This is a genomic window from Microbulbifer sp. (assembly GCF_051659245.1).
GTDB lineage: Bacteria > Pseudomonadota > Gammaproteobacteria > Pseudomonadales > Cellvibrionaceae > Microbulbifer.
The window spans coordinates 16,502-31,412 of sequence record NZ_JBOFOC010000025.1; the positions used below are offsets into that span (position 1 = coordinate 16,502).

Annotated in this window: 16 protein-coding genes; 8 read left to right on the forward strand and 8 right to left on the reverse strand. The window is 64.5% G+C overall.

The annotated features are described in order from the left end of the window. Positions 1-737: 737 nt before the first annotated feature. The 7 genes from flhC to fliD all read right to left on the reverse strand — a co-directional run bounded on the left by flhC (position 738) and on the right by fliD (position 5,515). Positions 738-1,316 (reverse strand): flagellar transcriptional regulator FlhC, encoded by a 579-nt coding sequence (flhC, locus tag ACRC0P_RS02685; RefSeq protein WP_438628240.1) that lies wholly within the window; start codon positions 1,314-1,316, stop codon positions 738-740. 13 nt (positions 1,317-1,329) lie between these two features. Continuing rightward, complete coding sequence (gene flhD, locus ACRC0P_RS02690) at positions 1,330-1,635, reverse strand: flagellar transcriptional regulator FlhD (RefSeq protein WP_438628241.1); 306 nt, start codon at positions 1,633-1,635, stop codon at positions 1,330-1,332. Between the two features lie 379 nt (positions 1,636-2,014). Then, positions 2,015-2,305, reverse strand: a complete 291-nt coding sequence (locus tag ACRC0P_RS02695; protein ID WP_438628242.1) for an EscU/YscU/HrcU family type III secretion system export apparatus switch protein — start codon at positions 2,303-2,305, stop codon at positions 2,015-2,017. Beyond that, positions 2,302-3,333, reverse strand: coding sequence for a flagellar hook-length control protein FliK (gene fliK, locus ACRC0P_RS02700; protein ID WP_438628243.1), 1,032 nt, complete (start codon positions 3,331-3,333; stop codon positions 2,302-2,304). The genes ACRC0P_RS02695 and fliK overlap by 4 nt, the downstream gene beginning before the upstream one ends. Beyond that, positions 3,330-3,740: a flagellar protein FliT gene (locus ACRC0P_RS02705; protein ID WP_438628244.1), complete on the reverse strand. Its 411-nt coding sequence runs from the start codon at positions 3,738-3,740 to the stop codon at positions 3,330-3,332. The genes fliK and ACRC0P_RS02705 overlap by 4 nt, the downstream gene beginning before the upstream one ends. Further along, on the reverse strand, positions 3,737-4,159 hold the full coding sequence (gene fliS / locus ACRC0P_RS02710) for a flagellar export chaperone FliS (protein WP_438628245.1): 423 nt from the start codon (positions 4,157-4,159) through the stop codon (positions 3,737-3,739). Before fliS ends, ACRC0P_RS02705 begins: the two co-directional genes overlap by 4 nt. 18 nt (positions 4,160-4,177) lie before the next feature. Then, a complete protein-coding gene (gene fliD, locus ACRC0P_RS02715; protein WP_438628246.1) occupies positions 4,178-5,515 on the reverse strand; it encodes a flagellar filament capping protein FliD in 1,338 nt (445 codons plus the stop codon). Between the two features lie 391 nt (positions 5,516-5,906). Between fliD and ACRC0P_RS02720 the strand changes: the two genes are divergently transcribed. Together ACRC0P_RS02720 and ACRC0P_RS02725 are read left to right on the forward strand one after the other, a co-directional pair. Then, entirely contained in the window at positions 5,907-7,031 is a 1,125-nt protein-coding gene (locus ACRC0P_RS02720) for a FliC/FljB family flagellin (RefSeq protein ID WP_438628247.1), read from the forward strand. 183 nt (positions 7,032-7,214) lie between these two features. Then, entirely contained in the window at positions 7,215-7,571 is a 357-nt protein-coding gene (locus ACRC0P_RS02725) for a flagellar protein FlaG (RefSeq protein WP_438628248.1), read from the forward strand. A gap of 113 nt (positions 7,572-7,684) precedes the next feature. On the opposite strand, the gene fliE is transcribed toward ACRC0P_RS02725, so the two are convergent. After that, positions 7,685-8,002: a flagellar hook-basal body complex protein FliE gene (gene fliE / locus ACRC0P_RS02730; RefSeq protein WP_438628249.1), complete on the reverse strand. Its 318-nt coding sequence runs from the start codon at positions 8,000-8,002 to the stop codon at positions 7,685-7,687. A gap of 247 nt (positions 8,003-8,249) precedes the next feature. Between fliE and fliF the strand changes: the two genes are divergently transcribed. Genes fliF through ACRC0P_RS02760 form a run of 6 tightly spaced genes read left to right on the forward strand, consistent with a single transcriptional unit; the run spans position 8,250 to position 14,535 of the window. After that, positions 8,250-9,911: a flagellar basal-body MS-ring/collar protein FliF gene (gene fliF / locus ACRC0P_RS02735; protein WP_438628250.1), complete on the forward strand. Its 1,662-nt coding sequence runs from the start codon at positions 8,250-8,252 to the stop codon at positions 9,909-9,911. After that, positions 9,904-10,908 carry a flagellar motor switch protein FliG gene (gene fliG / locus ACRC0P_RS02740; RefSeq protein WP_438628251.1) on the forward strand — a complete coding sequence of 335 codons (1,005 nt, stop codon included), beginning with the start codon at positions 9,904-9,906 and terminating at the stop codon, positions 10,906-10,908. The genes fliF and fliG overlap by 8 nt, the downstream gene beginning before the upstream one ends. After that, entirely contained in the window at positions 10,901-11,575 is a 675-nt protein-coding gene (locus ACRC0P_RS02745; protein ID WP_438628252.1) for a flagellar assembly protein FliH, read from the forward strand. The genes fliG and ACRC0P_RS02745 overlap by 8 nt, the downstream gene beginning before the upstream one ends. Beyond that, complete coding sequence (gene fliI / locus ACRC0P_RS02750; RefSeq protein ID WP_438628253.1) at positions 11,572-12,951, forward strand: flagellar protein export ATPase FliI; 1,380 nt, start codon at positions 11,572-11,574, stop codon at positions 12,949-12,951. Before ACRC0P_RS02745 ends, fliI begins: the two co-directional genes overlap by 4 nt. Continuing rightward, positions 12,948-13,409 carry a flagellar export protein FliJ gene (fliJ, locus tag ACRC0P_RS02755; RefSeq protein ID WP_438628254.1) on the forward strand — a complete coding sequence of 154 codons (462 nt, stop codon included), beginning with the start codon at positions 12,948-12,950 and terminating at the stop codon, positions 13,407-13,409. The genes fliI and fliJ overlap by 4 nt, the downstream gene beginning before the upstream one ends. A 10-nt stretch (positions 13,410-13,419) precedes the next feature. Next, entirely contained in the window at positions 13,420-14,535 is a 1,116-nt protein-coding gene (locus ACRC0P_RS02760; protein ID WP_438628255.1) for a flagellar hook-length control protein FliK, read from the forward strand. Positions 14,536-14,911: the final 376 nt, after the last annotated feature.

Below are 14,911 nucleotides of genomic sequence, written 5' to 3' on the forward strand. Positions count from 1 at the left end.
CAACAACGTACCGAGTGCTGACTTCCGATACTCCATTGTGCAAGCCCCCTACTCCCACTTCGGCTTCCAGCCCCGGTTGATTCGCCCGATGGGTTTCGCAACGCGGCTACCCCGCACCCCCGGGGAATATTTGATACCAGGAGACTCCTGCCGCTTTCGGCTGCTGTTCCGGCCAAACGTCACCTTGCAGTAGACGGCGATGATGAATCCGGAATACCCGATACGGCCGATATCCCATCATGGCATCTACATAACATCTCTATCGGCAGGCCGGTTGCAGACTTGAGGGTGTCACAGAGGGGAAGACCGAGCATCACGGTCTTGAGCGGGAGTGGACTTGAGAAATGCACTCAGAGACGAATGGTACTAAGTTAAGCGGAAGCCCCCTGTGGGAGCCTGCTTGCAGGCGAATTGAGGTCGCGGCAAGGCACCGGGAATGTTCGCCTGCAAGCAGGCTCCTACAGCGCAATCCCCAGGGGCAGGAGTAGCTCGTGCTCACTTAAGCGGTTTCCGGCTCCCGCAGGTCGGATAAGCAAACGCAGAAAAATGCTTCATGCGTTTGCGCCGGACACATCCATGTGCCCGCCCCTTTGGTCAGCTTTGCCGCGTCAAATTGCTCTCTGTAATTTGCTCTGCATGACCGCCATCCCTGGCGGCCTCCTGTAACGGTGGATGCACTTCGCTTATCCACCTTACAAATAATAAAGCCATTTCCGCTTAAGTTAGTGCCATTCCTCTCAGGCGTCGGCAGTCCGTCGTTTCCGGTCATTTTCGCCGACGCTGCCGCTGGTGGCGGCCCGGCGTTTGCGGGTCTTGCCGGCCCGGGAAGGCGGCTGGCAGATACCGCAGACGAAATCATGGCTGGGCGTGTGCGCGTGATTTACGAAACGCCCATGACAGCTGGTGCAGACGGACAATTCGAACATACCGCTCTCGAAGAAGCGCACCAGGGTCCAGGCGCGAGTGAGCCCGAGTACCGGTTCCGCGCCATCCAGGGCAATTTGTTCCAGATACAGCCGATAAGCCTTTACGAATCCCTCCATGCGTTCGCAGCCCTGCTCCTCGATAAGCCGACGGTAGATTCCGTAGAACAACGAGGAGTGAATATTCGGCAACCAGGTAATAAACCAGTCCGTGGAAAAAGGCAGCATACCCTTGGGCGGCGACATGCCGCGCACCTCCTTGTAGAGCCGAATCAAACGGCCCCGGCTCAGGTCAGTTTCCGACTCCAGCACCTGCAGTCGCGCATTCAACTCGATCAGCTCGATAGCGAGCTGCACCTGCTGCATTTCACCAAGCAGACTTTTCCCTGACATGGGATGGAACCTCTCAAACTGCACATGAGGATATCAACAGAGCCGTGTGCATCTGGCCCAGGCCCAGCACACGTTTGTCATTGGTAAGCTTGACCAACTGGTCGGCATCGTCGAAATTCAGACGGAACAGAAGCTGATTGGTGCGCGCCAGCTGAGCCAACTGTTTCGCAGTCAGCGACACCAGTACTTCGGCGATAGACTCCTCGATTTTCAGGCGAAACATGGCCGTGGTGTAATCCTCCTTGAGAAGACGCTGGGCCAGCAGCAGATAGGTGAGGTTGATGTCTTGAATTTCATCAATAATGCCGTCCGACTTCATAGCTGTGCATCCTCCTTCACTGATTTTCCTACCCTCCCTTTACCGGAACGAAATTCCAATTACTGCGACATTAACCACAACATTTTAGTGATATGATTCAAACTCTTGGTACAAGTTACCACACTACACTCATATTTGGCTCTGCCATTTCTTAATATCATACTATATATAATTATTTTTGTGATTGAGTTCGCGCAACCAAAATTGACTAGACACAAGAGATCCCCCCGCACTCGCCGGCGCGCGAAAAATATCTTGCAGTGCACTACCCGAAAAAAGACCGGGTCAAAAAATCAAAAAAACGATGCGGCAAATTGCCCGGTCTCGCAAAAAAAACACACCGGCCGGCCTGCCTCATCGAAAAATTATCGACAGCCTTTCAGGGCTTCTCTCCCCGCGCACTCGCCTCCAGCTCGCGAACCCAAACCAAAAGCTCCGCGACCACCTGGTAGAGGTTCGGCGGAATTCGCTCGTCGATATCCAGCTGTATCAACAGTGCCACCACTTCCGGGGCGTCGTGGACAAAAATACCCTGGCGGCGGGCCTCGCCGATGATGCGTTCAGCCAGCCCGCCATACCCTCGCGCCAGCACCCGGGGCACCGCCTCGCCGTGCCGATAGGCCAGCGCTACCGCTTGGCGGCGCTCTTCGCGGTTTCCGTCTCCCGTCATTGCGTCGTTTCCACGTTCAGCAGAACCTCGCGGAAGCCATGGGCACGGAGCCGCTCGCGCAACCTGTCTCTGGAACCGTCGAGGCACTCCGCCACATCCCCGGACGGAGTGCCCAGGGACAGGGCCAGGTGTTCACCACGCATTTGCAGCCGTACGAGGATCTCGCCGAGCCCGTCCAAGCGCAGGGTCAGCCGGGAGTGCCAGGAGCTCTCCTCGCGCTCCTGTTCCCGTTCACTCTCCTCTCCTTTTTCGCCCGGGTCTTCCCGCCGCTGGGCTTGCGGGGGCGCCTGCACCACTAGCGCCATGGCGACGCCGGGCCACACTTCCCCGTCCCAGCGCAAAACCGGATTGGCGAGCATTTCCAACTGGTGGCGCAACAAACCCTGCAGCGTCTCGCTGGCGGCGTCGTCGACCGGCACCCTCACCGCCGGACCGGGCTGGCCGGCATTTCCCCCGGCACCTTCCGGGCCCGCAGCCGGCGGAGGGGCGTCCTGCGCGCCACCCACAATCCCGGTTGTCGGCGACTGCACCCGGGTCAACGTCATCTGCGGTTCACGAGCCAGTTGTTCGACGCTGAGTTTTCCGCGGAACCAGTCCCCGAGGTGGGCTTCGTAAAACAATCCGCTCCGGTCCACGCTGGCCCGCAGCTGTCGGGCCAGCCGCTCGACCCCGTCGCCGGGAGCCAGCAGCGGCGCCGGAGGCCGTATCGCCGAGGGCGGCGCCGGATAGCGCACCAGTAGATCGGCAATAGTGCGCGCGGCGGCGCTAAAATGGGTGCGGACGGAACCGGACTCCGCCGGGCCGGCCCGCGCCGGGGCCGCGCCGGGCCGCACCCGGCCGTCAGCACCCGGGAGTTCCCGCAGGGGTGCACGCGGGTCCAGGCGGGAATCGCTGCGCACCGCCTGAACCAGCCCGCCGGCGTCCGGCGGCCGCACCGGCTCGTGCGTATTCCGCACGAGAGGAATGTCCACTCTTTTGCCCAACACCTGGTGCAGCAGGGTGTCCAGTATCGGGGTGACCCCGCTCACGGATACTCTTCGCCGGGCCGGCTTCCGCCACCCGAACCCGGGAACTCCCGGACACCGTAGGAGCGGGCGAGGTCGCGCTTGCGCCGCGACATGCCGAGCAGCTTGTACAGCTCCTCCCGCCTTTCCAGCAGACTGCGGCGAATCTCCACATCCTGCTCCAGGATCCGCTCGAGCAGGTCGGCTTTGCGGCCTCGCTCCTCGCCGCTGAGCGAGAAGCCACCCTCAGCCTTGGAGATCGATTCCACCTCGACGACATAGCAGGATTGCTCCTCGACCAGGGCAAACCAGTCCCGCTCGCGCACGCAGGCGAGCATTCGGGTGGAGCGCGCCAGCAGACTTTCGTAGGCCGCCAGCAATCGCTCCGGCGAGGACAGCGGGCCGTCCCACCTGGAAGTCAAGTTCTTCATTGCTCCCCCTGTCTGCCTTGAGGGTCGATTTCACGCCAGGCGGACCCCAGGTCGCCGAGCAGGCGGCCGGCCTCTTCCAGCGCGGCCAGGTCGTCGTGCAGGTTGGCCTCGAGCAGCAAGCGGGCGATGTAGTCGTACAGCGACGCCATCCGCCCGGCCAACTCGCCGCCACGCTCGTGGTCGAGAGCGGCCAGCAGGCCGTTGTTGACGATGTCCAAGACCCGGGAAATGGCTCTGCCCTTCTCCGCCGCATTGCCATCGCGCAGGTGTATCGCGGCGGTGCGAATGCCGGTGTCAGCGCCGTCGAACAGCAGGGTTATCAATCGGTGGGGGCTGGCCGACATCACATCGCTTTCCACCCCAACCCGGACATAAGCGGCGGCGCCGCGGGCGCAGCCGGCGGTTCGAACTACATTCATGAATCCTGTCCTTATAAGTTATTGACTCAACTGCGCATTGAGCGACTCGAATTGCTGGGTCAGGTAACTACTGGTGGAGTTCATCTGTGCGATCAGGCTGTCCAGCTCGATAAACTGAGACCGGTAGCGGGCGATCGTCTGGTCGATTCGGTCCTCGGTGCGCCGGTAGCGCTCCTGGAGGTTCTCGATACTGGTTTCCAGGCCATCGGTGACGTTTTCCAGGGTGCCGCCGTCCTCGAGGATCGCATCCAGGGCGGTGTCGATGCGGGTGGCGAAAGCGCCGCCGCCGGCAAAGAAGTCGGACACTTCCCCGAGGCGGTTCGCCACCAAATCGTCCAGCGCTTCCTCGTTCAGTTCCAGAGTGCCGTCCACCTGCAGACTGATACCCACTTCGGACAGGGTGTTCAGGCCACTTCCCTCCACGACCTGGCCCATCAGGCCGCGCAGCCGGGACTCCACACCGCGCACGGTGGCGTTGCCCAGCAGTGCCCCCGCGCTGCCGGATTCGGCGTTGTAGCCGGTCAGGCCGGACAGCGTGTCCTGCAGGTCGTTGTAAGCGGAGACGAAGGACTGGACGCTCTTGCCGATGGCCGCGCTGTCCCGGGCGATCTCCAGCGTCTCGGTGCCGGTCTCGGCAATATTCAGAGTGACGCCCTGGATGGCCCCCTCGACCCGGTTACCCTGGCTTTCGATGGCGATACCATTTACCGTCAGTTGTGCATTGCGGGCCTGGACTTCGGTGGCCGCATCCAGGGCCAGGCTCCCACCCAGGCTGCCGAAATCCACCGAAGCGATGGCCGCGTCGGTACCCGTTTCGGAGGAGGACAGGGCCAGGCGGTATGGCTGGCCGCTGCCGTCGTCGATGATCGACGCAGTGACACCGGCATCCGCGTCGTTGATGGCATCGCGAATGCCCTCGAGGGAACTCTCGCTTTCGCTCACGTCGACGCTAAAGGAATCGCCGCTGCCCAGGGTAAAACTGATAGTGCCCGCTCCGAGGGTCTCGGTCTTGTCCGCCAGGCCCGCGGTGGCGACGCTGTAGCTGCGGGCGTTATACACCACGTTTATGTCATAGCTGCCCACCACCGCTTCCTCGCCGGCGGAAACGGTGAGCGATTCCCCACTGACCTCGGCCTTCACGGCCCGGAAACTGTCCGCGTCGGCGAGTTCGGCCACGGCGTCCTGAAAGGAGGCCAGGGCATTCTCCAGCTTGCCGAAGGCGGAGATCTTCGCCTGGTAACTTTCCCGCTGCTGCGCGATCGGGTTCAGTTGCTGACGCTCCGCGGATTCCAACTGATCGAGAAGGCTGTTCAAATCCAGGCCGGACCCGATACCCAAAGATGAAATACTGGCCATGTGCATCCCTTTAAAGCTTTCACACACATTGTGGCGCACCGGAATGGTCGGAAACCGTCGATAAGGCCCGGCGACACCCGCTATTTCAGGCTATCGGCCCGGGCGGGCGGGACTTGAGGGCTCGCGCAGGAATAACTTCTGCATTCGAGCGCATCTGTGCCACGCCTGCGGCGTTGCACTTCTTGACAAGGGCACGCCATTGCCTGCGAAGTGCGCCTTGCCGGCGCGGCACAGCTGCGCTCTCGGTGCGACGAAGTTATTCCTGCGCGAGCCCTTAGTGGAAAAGTTTTTCGGCCATCCCTAAAGCAAATCGCAAAATCGCCGAAAGACCGGATAACGGCCCGCGCCGTTGCCATACCAATCAAACGGTGAAACATCGAGGGACATCGATATGTCAGTAATCAACACCAACATCACGGCCATGATCGGCCAACAGAACCTGGGCAAATCCCAGAACGCCCTGCAGACCTCCATGGAGCGACTGTCCTCCGGCCTGCGCATCAACAGCGCCGCCGACGACGCCGCCGGCCAGGCCATCGCCAACCGCATGAACGCCCAGATCACCGGCCTGGCCCAGGCCCAGCGCAACGCCAACGACGGCATCTCCGTGGCCCAGACCGCAGAGGGTGCCCTCAACCAGGTCAACGACAACCTGCAGCGCATCCGCGAACTGAGCGTGCAGGCCCAGAACGACACCAACTCCCAGAGCGACCTGAGCTCCATCCAGGACGAAATCAACCAGCGCCTGTCCGAGATAGACCGCATTTCCCAGGAAACCAACTTCAACGGCGTCAAGGTGCTCGCCGAAGACCAGGCCTTTTCCATTCAGGTAGGCGCCAACGACGGCGAGCAGATAACCATGAACCTGAAGGAGATCAACGCCCAAACCCTGAGCCTGGACACCTTCAACGTAAACGGCTACGCCGGCGCCCTCACCGCAGCGGACGGCAACGGCGATACCTTTACCGCATCCGATTCCGGCCTGGACGTGACCTTCGACAGCGCCGGTGCCGCCAGCGGCACCGTTGCCACCGCCGTGACCATCGAAGACGCGGACGGCAACGCCGTCACCGGTGCCTTAGAGAAGGATGCCGACGGCAACTACTTCGTGACCGACGGCAACGGCGACACCTTCGCCGTCACTAACATCGAAGCCGTGAGCGACGGCGACGGCGACGGCACCGCCGACGACGCAGCCATCACTGTCACCGTTGACGCAGACATCGCCCTATCGCAGAGATCCGCCAACCCGCTGTCCAGCCTGGACTCCGCACTGAGCAACGTGGACTCCCTGCGCTCCGACCTGGGTGCGATGCAGAACCGCTTCGAATCCGCAATCAACAACCTGAGCACAACGGAAACCAACCTGTCCGCGGCCCGCTCCCGCATCGAGGACGCCGACTACGCCGTGGAGGTATCCAACATGACCCGGGCGCAGATCCTGCAGCAGGCCGGCACCTCCGTATTGGCCCAGGCCAACCAGGTACCCCAGAACGTTCTATCCCTCCTGGGGTAACGCGTGCGCTAAGGGGCGCCCTGCGCCCCTTTTTCGGCCCCCTTGCGGGGCCTTTTTCTTTTCAAATATCCCACTTCCTCACAGCACCGTGAAAGCCGGGTTTCCATTACCTAAAGCTCCCAACGAAACAGCCGATACTCCAAACAGACCGTAACAACCCTGCTCAAAGGAAGAGATACAACCATGGCCAGCCCGGTGGACAACAACACCGCCTCCCCTCTGCCCTCCCAGTTCTCCTACCTGTCCGCCCGCCAGCGAGTGGAAAGAGTGCTCGCCCAGCTGTCATCCGCCGGGGAGAGCGCTCCGGAAATCCGCGCCGCGGCGAAGGAAGAGCTGGTGAAACCGATCCAACAGGTCAATGAGGTACTGCGCCCCTACGGAGTGCAATTCGAAATCAGCGAGGATTCCGGACGCACCGTCATCCTGCTGGTGGATCGGGAGAACGGAGAGCTGATCCGGCAGATTCCCCCGGAGGAAGCGCTGAATGCGGCCCAACGCCAGGAGGAAGTCAGGGGGCGGTTGCTGAGCCTGGAGGCCTGATTCGGCGCTCCGCGATAACAGACTAAGTTAAGCAATTAATTCATTGATGCAGGATGGGCAAGGCGCAGCGTGCCCATCCTACGCACTACAACGCCAGCAGCCCGGGCGCCCTCTTATATCTGCATATTCATCACATCCTTGTAAGCGTTCACCAGCCGGTTGCGTACCTGCACGCCCATTTCAAAGGCGATGCCGGCCTTCTGGCTGGCAATCATCACATCGTGCAGGGCCACGCCGGGCTCCCCGGCCTGGAAGGCGCGGCTCATTTCGCCGCTCAAACTCTGCAATCCGTTGATGCGCTCCAGGCTGCCGCGCAGGGCATCGGCAAAACCGCCGCCCTCCACCTGGAAATTCCCACCCGGGGAGTCCACGACCTCGCGGGTGAGAGGCTTCATCTGTTCCAGTGTGCGGTCGATCCCGGGCGTACTCATAGCGTTGTCAACTTTTCCCAATTTCGACGCAAAGGTACCAGCGCCCGGCCCGCACCCAAGCAGCCAATTGACGACAAAAAAATGGCTTTTTCTCTCCTTTGCCCGAATGGCACCCCGCCATAATTCCACGCTGAGTCAGGACCCGCCCGGAGGCGGATGCATCAGGATCCAATAAAGCAGCAATGGCTTTTCGCAACCGACCCGAGCGCCGCAACACTTTTTCATCCAATTGCCGGAAGGCATCGGCGTGAGCGGTGCCGTTCACTCCGCAAAGGAGGCGGCGTCCGCAGCGAAGCAACTCCCGGGCCGGCTTCTCTCCAACCCGCTGATTCCCCTGCTGGTGGCCGGCGCGGCCGGGATCGCCGTGGTAGCGGTACTGCTGATGTGGGCTGGTGCCCCGGAGTACCGGGTACTCTACAGCAACCTGGGGGAATCCGACGGCGGCCGCATTATCGGCGAACTGGAAAGCCGCGGCATTCCCTACGAGTTCAGCCAGGGCGGCCGCACCCTTCTGGTTCCCGGCGACCAGGTGTACAGGCTGCGCCTGCAACTGGCCGAGCAGGGGCTGCCCGAAGGAGGCAACGCAGGCTTTGAAATCATGGACCGGCAGGCGTTCGGCATCAGCCAGTTCGCCGAGCAGGTAAATTTCCAGCGCGGCCTGCAGGGCGAACTGGCCGGCTCCATCGAATCCCTGGGGCCGGTGTCCAGGGCTCGGGTGCACCTGGCCATGGCCAAGCCCTCCGTATTTATCCGCGACCGGGAACCGGCCAAAGCCTCGGTGATACTGACCCTGCAGCCGGGCCGCAGCCTCAGCCGGGGGCAAGTGAACGCCGTCGTGCATCTGGTTTCCAGCAGTGTGCCGGAATTGGCGATGGAGAATGTCACCGTGGTGGACCAGGCCGGCCGCCTGCTGTCCCGCTTGGGCGCCAGCGACGGTCTGGACGACACCCAACTGGACTATGTGCGGGAAGTCGAGCACCGCTACCAACAGCGCATCGAAAACATCCTCGCGCCGATCCTCGGCCGCGACAATGTGCGCGCCCAGGTGGCAGCGCAGATCGACTTCAACCGCCGCGAGGAAACCAGCGAACGCTACGCCCCCAACCAGGACGACAATCCGGCAGCGGTGCGCAGCGCCCGCAACAACGTGTACCTCGACGGCGATACCTCCATGGCCACGGGAATTCCCGGCGCCCTGACCAACACCCCGCCCGGCGCCGCCGCCTCCCCCATCCAACAGACCGACGAAGAGACGCAGGCCGAGGCCCCCGGCGACAGCGGGCGCCTGCGTCGGGAAAACCTGATCAATTACGAAGTGGACCGCAACGTCACCCATATCCGGCACCAGTACGGCCGGATCGAGCGGCTGTCGGTCGCAGTGGTGGTGGACTACCGCGAAACCGATGCCGCCGGCGGCGAACCGGCGCCGCTGTCCGCGGAGGAACTGCAGCACATCGGGCAACTCGCCCGCCAGGCCATGGGCTATTCCGGGGACCGCGGCGACAGCCTGGAAGTGGTCAACAGCCCCTTCACCGAACGCGAAGTCGTCGAAGTGAAAACCGTCTGGTGGGAAAACCCCTTCTGGCAGCATTTCCTACTCAGCCTCGGCCGCTACCTGCTCGCCGGCCTGGCGGCGCTGCTGCTGTTGTTGTGGGTGGTGCGCCCGATGGTCGAGCGCTACCTCCGGCAGCGGCCGGAACCCGCCCGCACCCGTCCGGCCCCGGCCGCCGCGCCCGCGGTCAAAGCCGTCGCCGGGGATGAGGGCGAAGAAGAAAACCCACCGCCACCACGCCGCCGGCGGCGCTCCTCGGCCTACCAGCAGAACCTGAAGGACCTCCAGGAAATGGCCGGGGAAGACCCCGCCATGGTGGCCACGATCGTGCGCAGTTGGATGAACCGCAGTGACTGATCAACCATATCTGAGCAACGTGCGCCGCAGCGCGATTCTTCTGCTGGCCCTGGACGAGGACAGCGCCGCCGAGGTGTTCAAGCATTTGTCCGCGCGGGAAGTACAGGAAATCAGCCAGGCAATGGCCTCATTGAACAGCGTCTCCCATGAGGAAATGCGCCGGGTGCTGGAAGACTTCCACGAAGAGTCCGGCGAATTCACCGCGCTCAACCTCTACTCCAGCGAACACATCCGCTCGGTGCTCACCAAGGCGCTGGGCAACGAACGGGCCGCCAGCCTGCTTGAGGACATCCTTGAGCAGAGCAGCGCCGAATCCGGTATCGACGCCCTCAACCTGATGGAGGCCAACGTGGTTGCCGAGATGATCCGCGACGAACATCCGCAGATCATCGCCACCATCCTGGTGCACCTGGAGCGCCGCCAGGCCTCCGCGGTGCTCGAACAGTTCGAGGACAAACTGCGCGACGACGTGGTGCTGCGCATCGCCACCTTCAGCGGTGTACAGCCCGCCGCGCTGCAGGAACTCACCGAGGTACTCGGCAGTATGCTCGACGGCCCCAACCTCAAGCGCAGCAAGATGGGCGGCGCGCGCACCGCCGCCGAGATTCTCAACCTGATGAACTCCAGCGCCGAGGAAACGGTAATCGACGGAGTGCGTGCCCACAGTGAGGACCTGGCGCAGAAGATCATCGACGAGATGTTCCTGTTCGAAAACCTGCTCGACCTGGACGATCACGCCATCCAACTGCTGCTCAAAGAGATCAACAGCCGGTCCCTGATGGTGGCGCTCAAGGGATGCAACGAAAAACTCGTGGACAAATTCCTGCGCAATATGTCCACCCGCGCCGGCACCCTGCTGCGTGAGGAGATGGAGGCCAGCGGCCCGATCCGCATATCCCAGGTGGAAAGCGAGCAGAAGGCGATCCTGCAGACGGCGCGCCGCCTGGCGGACAGCGGGGAGATAGTGCTCAGCGGCGGAGACGACGCCTATGTCTGATACCTGGCGCCGCTGGAGCATGGGCGAACTGAGCGGCGGGCACGACGGCGGCCTGGCGGTGGACCGGCGCGAGACGGAACTGGAGGCCCTGCGGGAGGAAACCCGCGAGCGGGCCCGCCTGGAGGGCTGGGAAGCAGGTTTCCAAGCGGGTCGGGAGGAAGGTCTCGCCCGGGGCTTCGAAGAGGGGCGCCGCGCCGGCGAGGAAGAGAGCGCCCGCCGGCGGCGGGAACTCCTGGAACCCCTGGCCGGACTGGCACAGGGCTTCAGCGAAGCCCTCTCCCGGCTCGACGAAGAGATAGCCGCCGACCTGGTGGACCTGGCCCTGGCCACGGGCAGGCAACTGGCCGGCGATGCACTCCGGGAGCACCCGGAACAGATTCTGGACCTGGTCCGGGCACTGCTCCGCGAAGAGCCCCTGCTTGGCGACGGGCCCCGCCTGTGGCTGCACCCGGAGGACCTGTCGCTGGCGGAAGCGGAGCTGGGCCGCGAACTCGCCGCCGCCGGCTGGAAACTCTGTCCAGATCCCCGCCTCCGGCGCGGCGGCTGTCGGGTGAGCGGCGCCGCCGGGGAACTGGACGCCAGTTGGGAAAACCGCTGGCAGGAACTGCGGGAACAGGTGCGCCGCCCGCCCCCCCGACCGGAAACCGCCGGGGAGGGCAGCCTGTGACGGCTTGCGCGCCCCTCCACCGGGCACAGTGGCGCCGGGCCCTGCGGGGCGCGACCGCCCGCGTCGAGGCCGCCCCCCGCTACCGCGCCAGCGGCCGGGTGGTGCGCGCCACCGGTCTGGTTCTGGAAGCGGTGGGCCTGAAGGCTCCCCTCGGCAGCGGCTGCCGCATCGAGCTGTCTCCCGCCGGCAGTGGTGCGCCGGCTATCGCTGAAGCGGAGGTGGTGGGCTTTTCCGGCGACCGGCTGTTCCTGATGCCACTGGAGGAAATCGGCGGCCTGGCGCCCGGCGCGCGGGTATTTCCGCTCCGCGCGGGCGGCGTCTGGGCGCGCCGCTTTCCCCTCGGCGAGGCCCTGCTGGGGCGGGTGGTGGACGGCAGCGGCCGCCCGCTGGACGGGGGCGAATCCCTCGCCGGCCGGGACTGCGGCACCCTGGCCGCGGCACCGCTCAACCCGCTGGCGCGCCCCCCCATCCACACCGGGATCGATGTGGGCATCCGCGCCATCAACAGCCTCCTCAGCATCGGCCGTGGCCAGCGCATGGGCCTGTTCGCCGGCTCCGGCGTGGGCAAGTCCGTGCTGCTGGGCATGATGGCCCGCTATACCAGCGCCGACGTCATCGTGGTCGGGCTGATCGGCGAGCGGGGGCGGGAAGTGAAGGACTTTATCGACAATATTCTCGGCGGGGAGGGCCGGCGCCGCTCGGTGGTGGTGGCCGCACCAGCGGACACCTCGCCGCTGCAGCGCCTGCAGGGCGCCGCCTACGCCACCCGGGTGGCGGAACACTTCCGCGATGCGGGAAAGAGTGTGCTGCTGATCATGGACTCCCTCACCCGCTATGCCATGGCCCAGCGGGAGATCGCCCTGGCCATCGGCGAGCCGCCGGCCACCAAGGGCTATCCGCCCTCGGTGTTCGCCAAACTGCCGGGCCTGGTGGAGCGCGCCGGTAACGGCGAGAACGGCGGCTCCATCACCGCGTTTTACACAGTGCTCACCGAGGGCGACGACCAGCAGGACCCCATCGCCGACTCCGCCCGCGCCATCCTCGACGGGCACATAGTGCTGTCGCGGGCGCTGGCGGAGGCCGGGCATTACCCGGCTATCGATATCGAGGCTTCCGTCAGCCGCGCCATGACCGCCATAGCGGACGGCGACTGCCAGCGCCGGGCCCGGCAGTTCAAACAGCTCTTCTCTCGCTACCAACGCAACCGGGACCTGATCGGCGTCGGCGCCTACACCCCCGGCCTCGATCCGCAACTGGACCGGGCGGTGCAGTTGTACCCGGAAATGGAAAGGTTTCTGCAGCAGGACATCGGCGAGCGCGCCGGCATCGAGGATTCACAGCGGGCCCTGGCGGCCCTGCTCGGAGGCGAACAATGAGTACAAACCCGCTGGACACCCTGATCGAACGGAGCCGCAGGGCCCGCGACGGCGCCGGCCGCCTGCTCGCCGAAGAGCGGCGCAGCCGGGAACAGACCGCGGCGCAACTGGAAACCCTGCAGCAGTACCAGCAGGAGTACCGCCGGCATCTGCAGGAAGCCATGGGCCGGGGCATCAGCGCCGCCGCCCTGGGCGACTACAGCCTCTTCATCCGCTCCCTCGACAGCGCCATCGCCCGCGCCCGCGACACCCTGGATCAGCAGGGCGAAAGGGTGACCGCCAGCCAGCGACAGTGGCAACAGCGCCAGCGCCAATTGTCCTCCTACAACACCCTGGCGGCCCGCCGGGCGGAAGGCGAGCGCCACCTGGCGCAGAGGCTCGAGCGCCGCCAGGCGGATGAAATGGCCCAAAACATGCTCGCCCGGCGCCCGCGGGCGGATGACCGGACCCCCGCATAGGAGACAGACCGTGGAAATCACCGCACTGCTTACCCAGGTGCAGCCGAAGACTGGCGACACCGGTTCCCCCGAAACCACCGGGGAAGATACGTCCTTTATCCATATCCTCCAGGCCGCTGCCGGCGACACGGGCAAGACACTACCGGCGAGCCCTGCTTTCGGAACCGGGGGCAGCAACCGGCCGGCGGCAGAAGAAATCGCCCCGCGGGATATCACCGCCGACCCGCTTCGCGCCGGCAACATTCCGGCCGCTGCACCGGAGGACACCCCCGAAGACGCCGCCCCAAAACAGGACGACGGGGAAACCGCGGGCGCGGATACCGCCCCCGCGGCCCCGGTTACCACTGCCGCCGTCACCAACCCGGGCGGCGGAGAAAGCCTCCCGCCCCGGTCGGATTCACCCATCCCCGGAGGCAGGGCGCAGGCCCCGCGCGGAGACGACCGTCACCAACGTGCCCCGACCGACGCGGAACCGGCGCCCGCATCCACCCCAGTCGCTCCGGGCACCACCCGGAATACCGGCTTCCAGGCGGCGGACAGCGCCGCCGCCGGCGCGATCACGAACCCGGCCCCCGCCGAACCTCCCGTCGTTCCCGGCGGCACAGCGGCGGAAGCCCCCCCGGCGAACACCGCCGCCAGTTCCGGCGGACCGGCCGCGGCCCCCGCGCCGGAGGCCCCCCGAACCAGCGCCCCGCAGGCCACCCTGCAGGCCCCGGTGGCCAGCCAACCCTGGCAGCAGGAACTCGGCCGGCAAGTGGTCGAACTGGTCCAGCGCGGTGAGGATCGGATGAAGCTGCGCCTCAACCCGCGCGAACTGGGCCCGCTGTCGGTGAACCTGAAGGTGGACGACCAGGGTGCCCAGGCACAGTTCTTCTCCGCCCACGCCGCAGTGCGCGGCGCGGTGGAACAGGCCATCCCACAGCTGCGCGAAGCCCTGGCCCAGCAGGGCATCGCCCTCGGTGAGGCCAGTGTGGGCGAACAGCGGCAGCAGTCCGGACAGCGGGAAGCCGCCGGCCAGAGCCACGGCGAAGGGCCGGCCGGCGACACGGAAACCGGGCGCAAGGCCGTACCACCCACTCATGTGGCAGTTGCACCCGCAACCGGCGGCGTGGACCTCTATGCCTGAGGAGAGAAGTCCGAATATGAGGACGAGAGCGCAGCGGTTGAGTTAGGCCACTTTTGTATTCGTAGGGTGCGCCATGCGCACCGCCCCAGGGCTCCGGAAGGAATGGCACTTAGTTAAGCCGCTTCTTCTTTGTAGGATGGGCAAAGGAGCGTAGCGACGTGCCCATCTTCAGGCGCCGCTGATGGGCACGCTGCGCTTTGCCCATCCTACAGGGACTCCTGAAATAATTTTTTCAGTTTTGGCTCAGCCAATTTGTATCCGACCATCAACTCGACCCAGCGTCACCTCTCCGGAAAGTCTATACGCCGAGATAGGCTCAATACAGTGGCTTTTTCTTCGAATCCCCAACCCTCCGGTAGAGGCATACTCTCCGCCC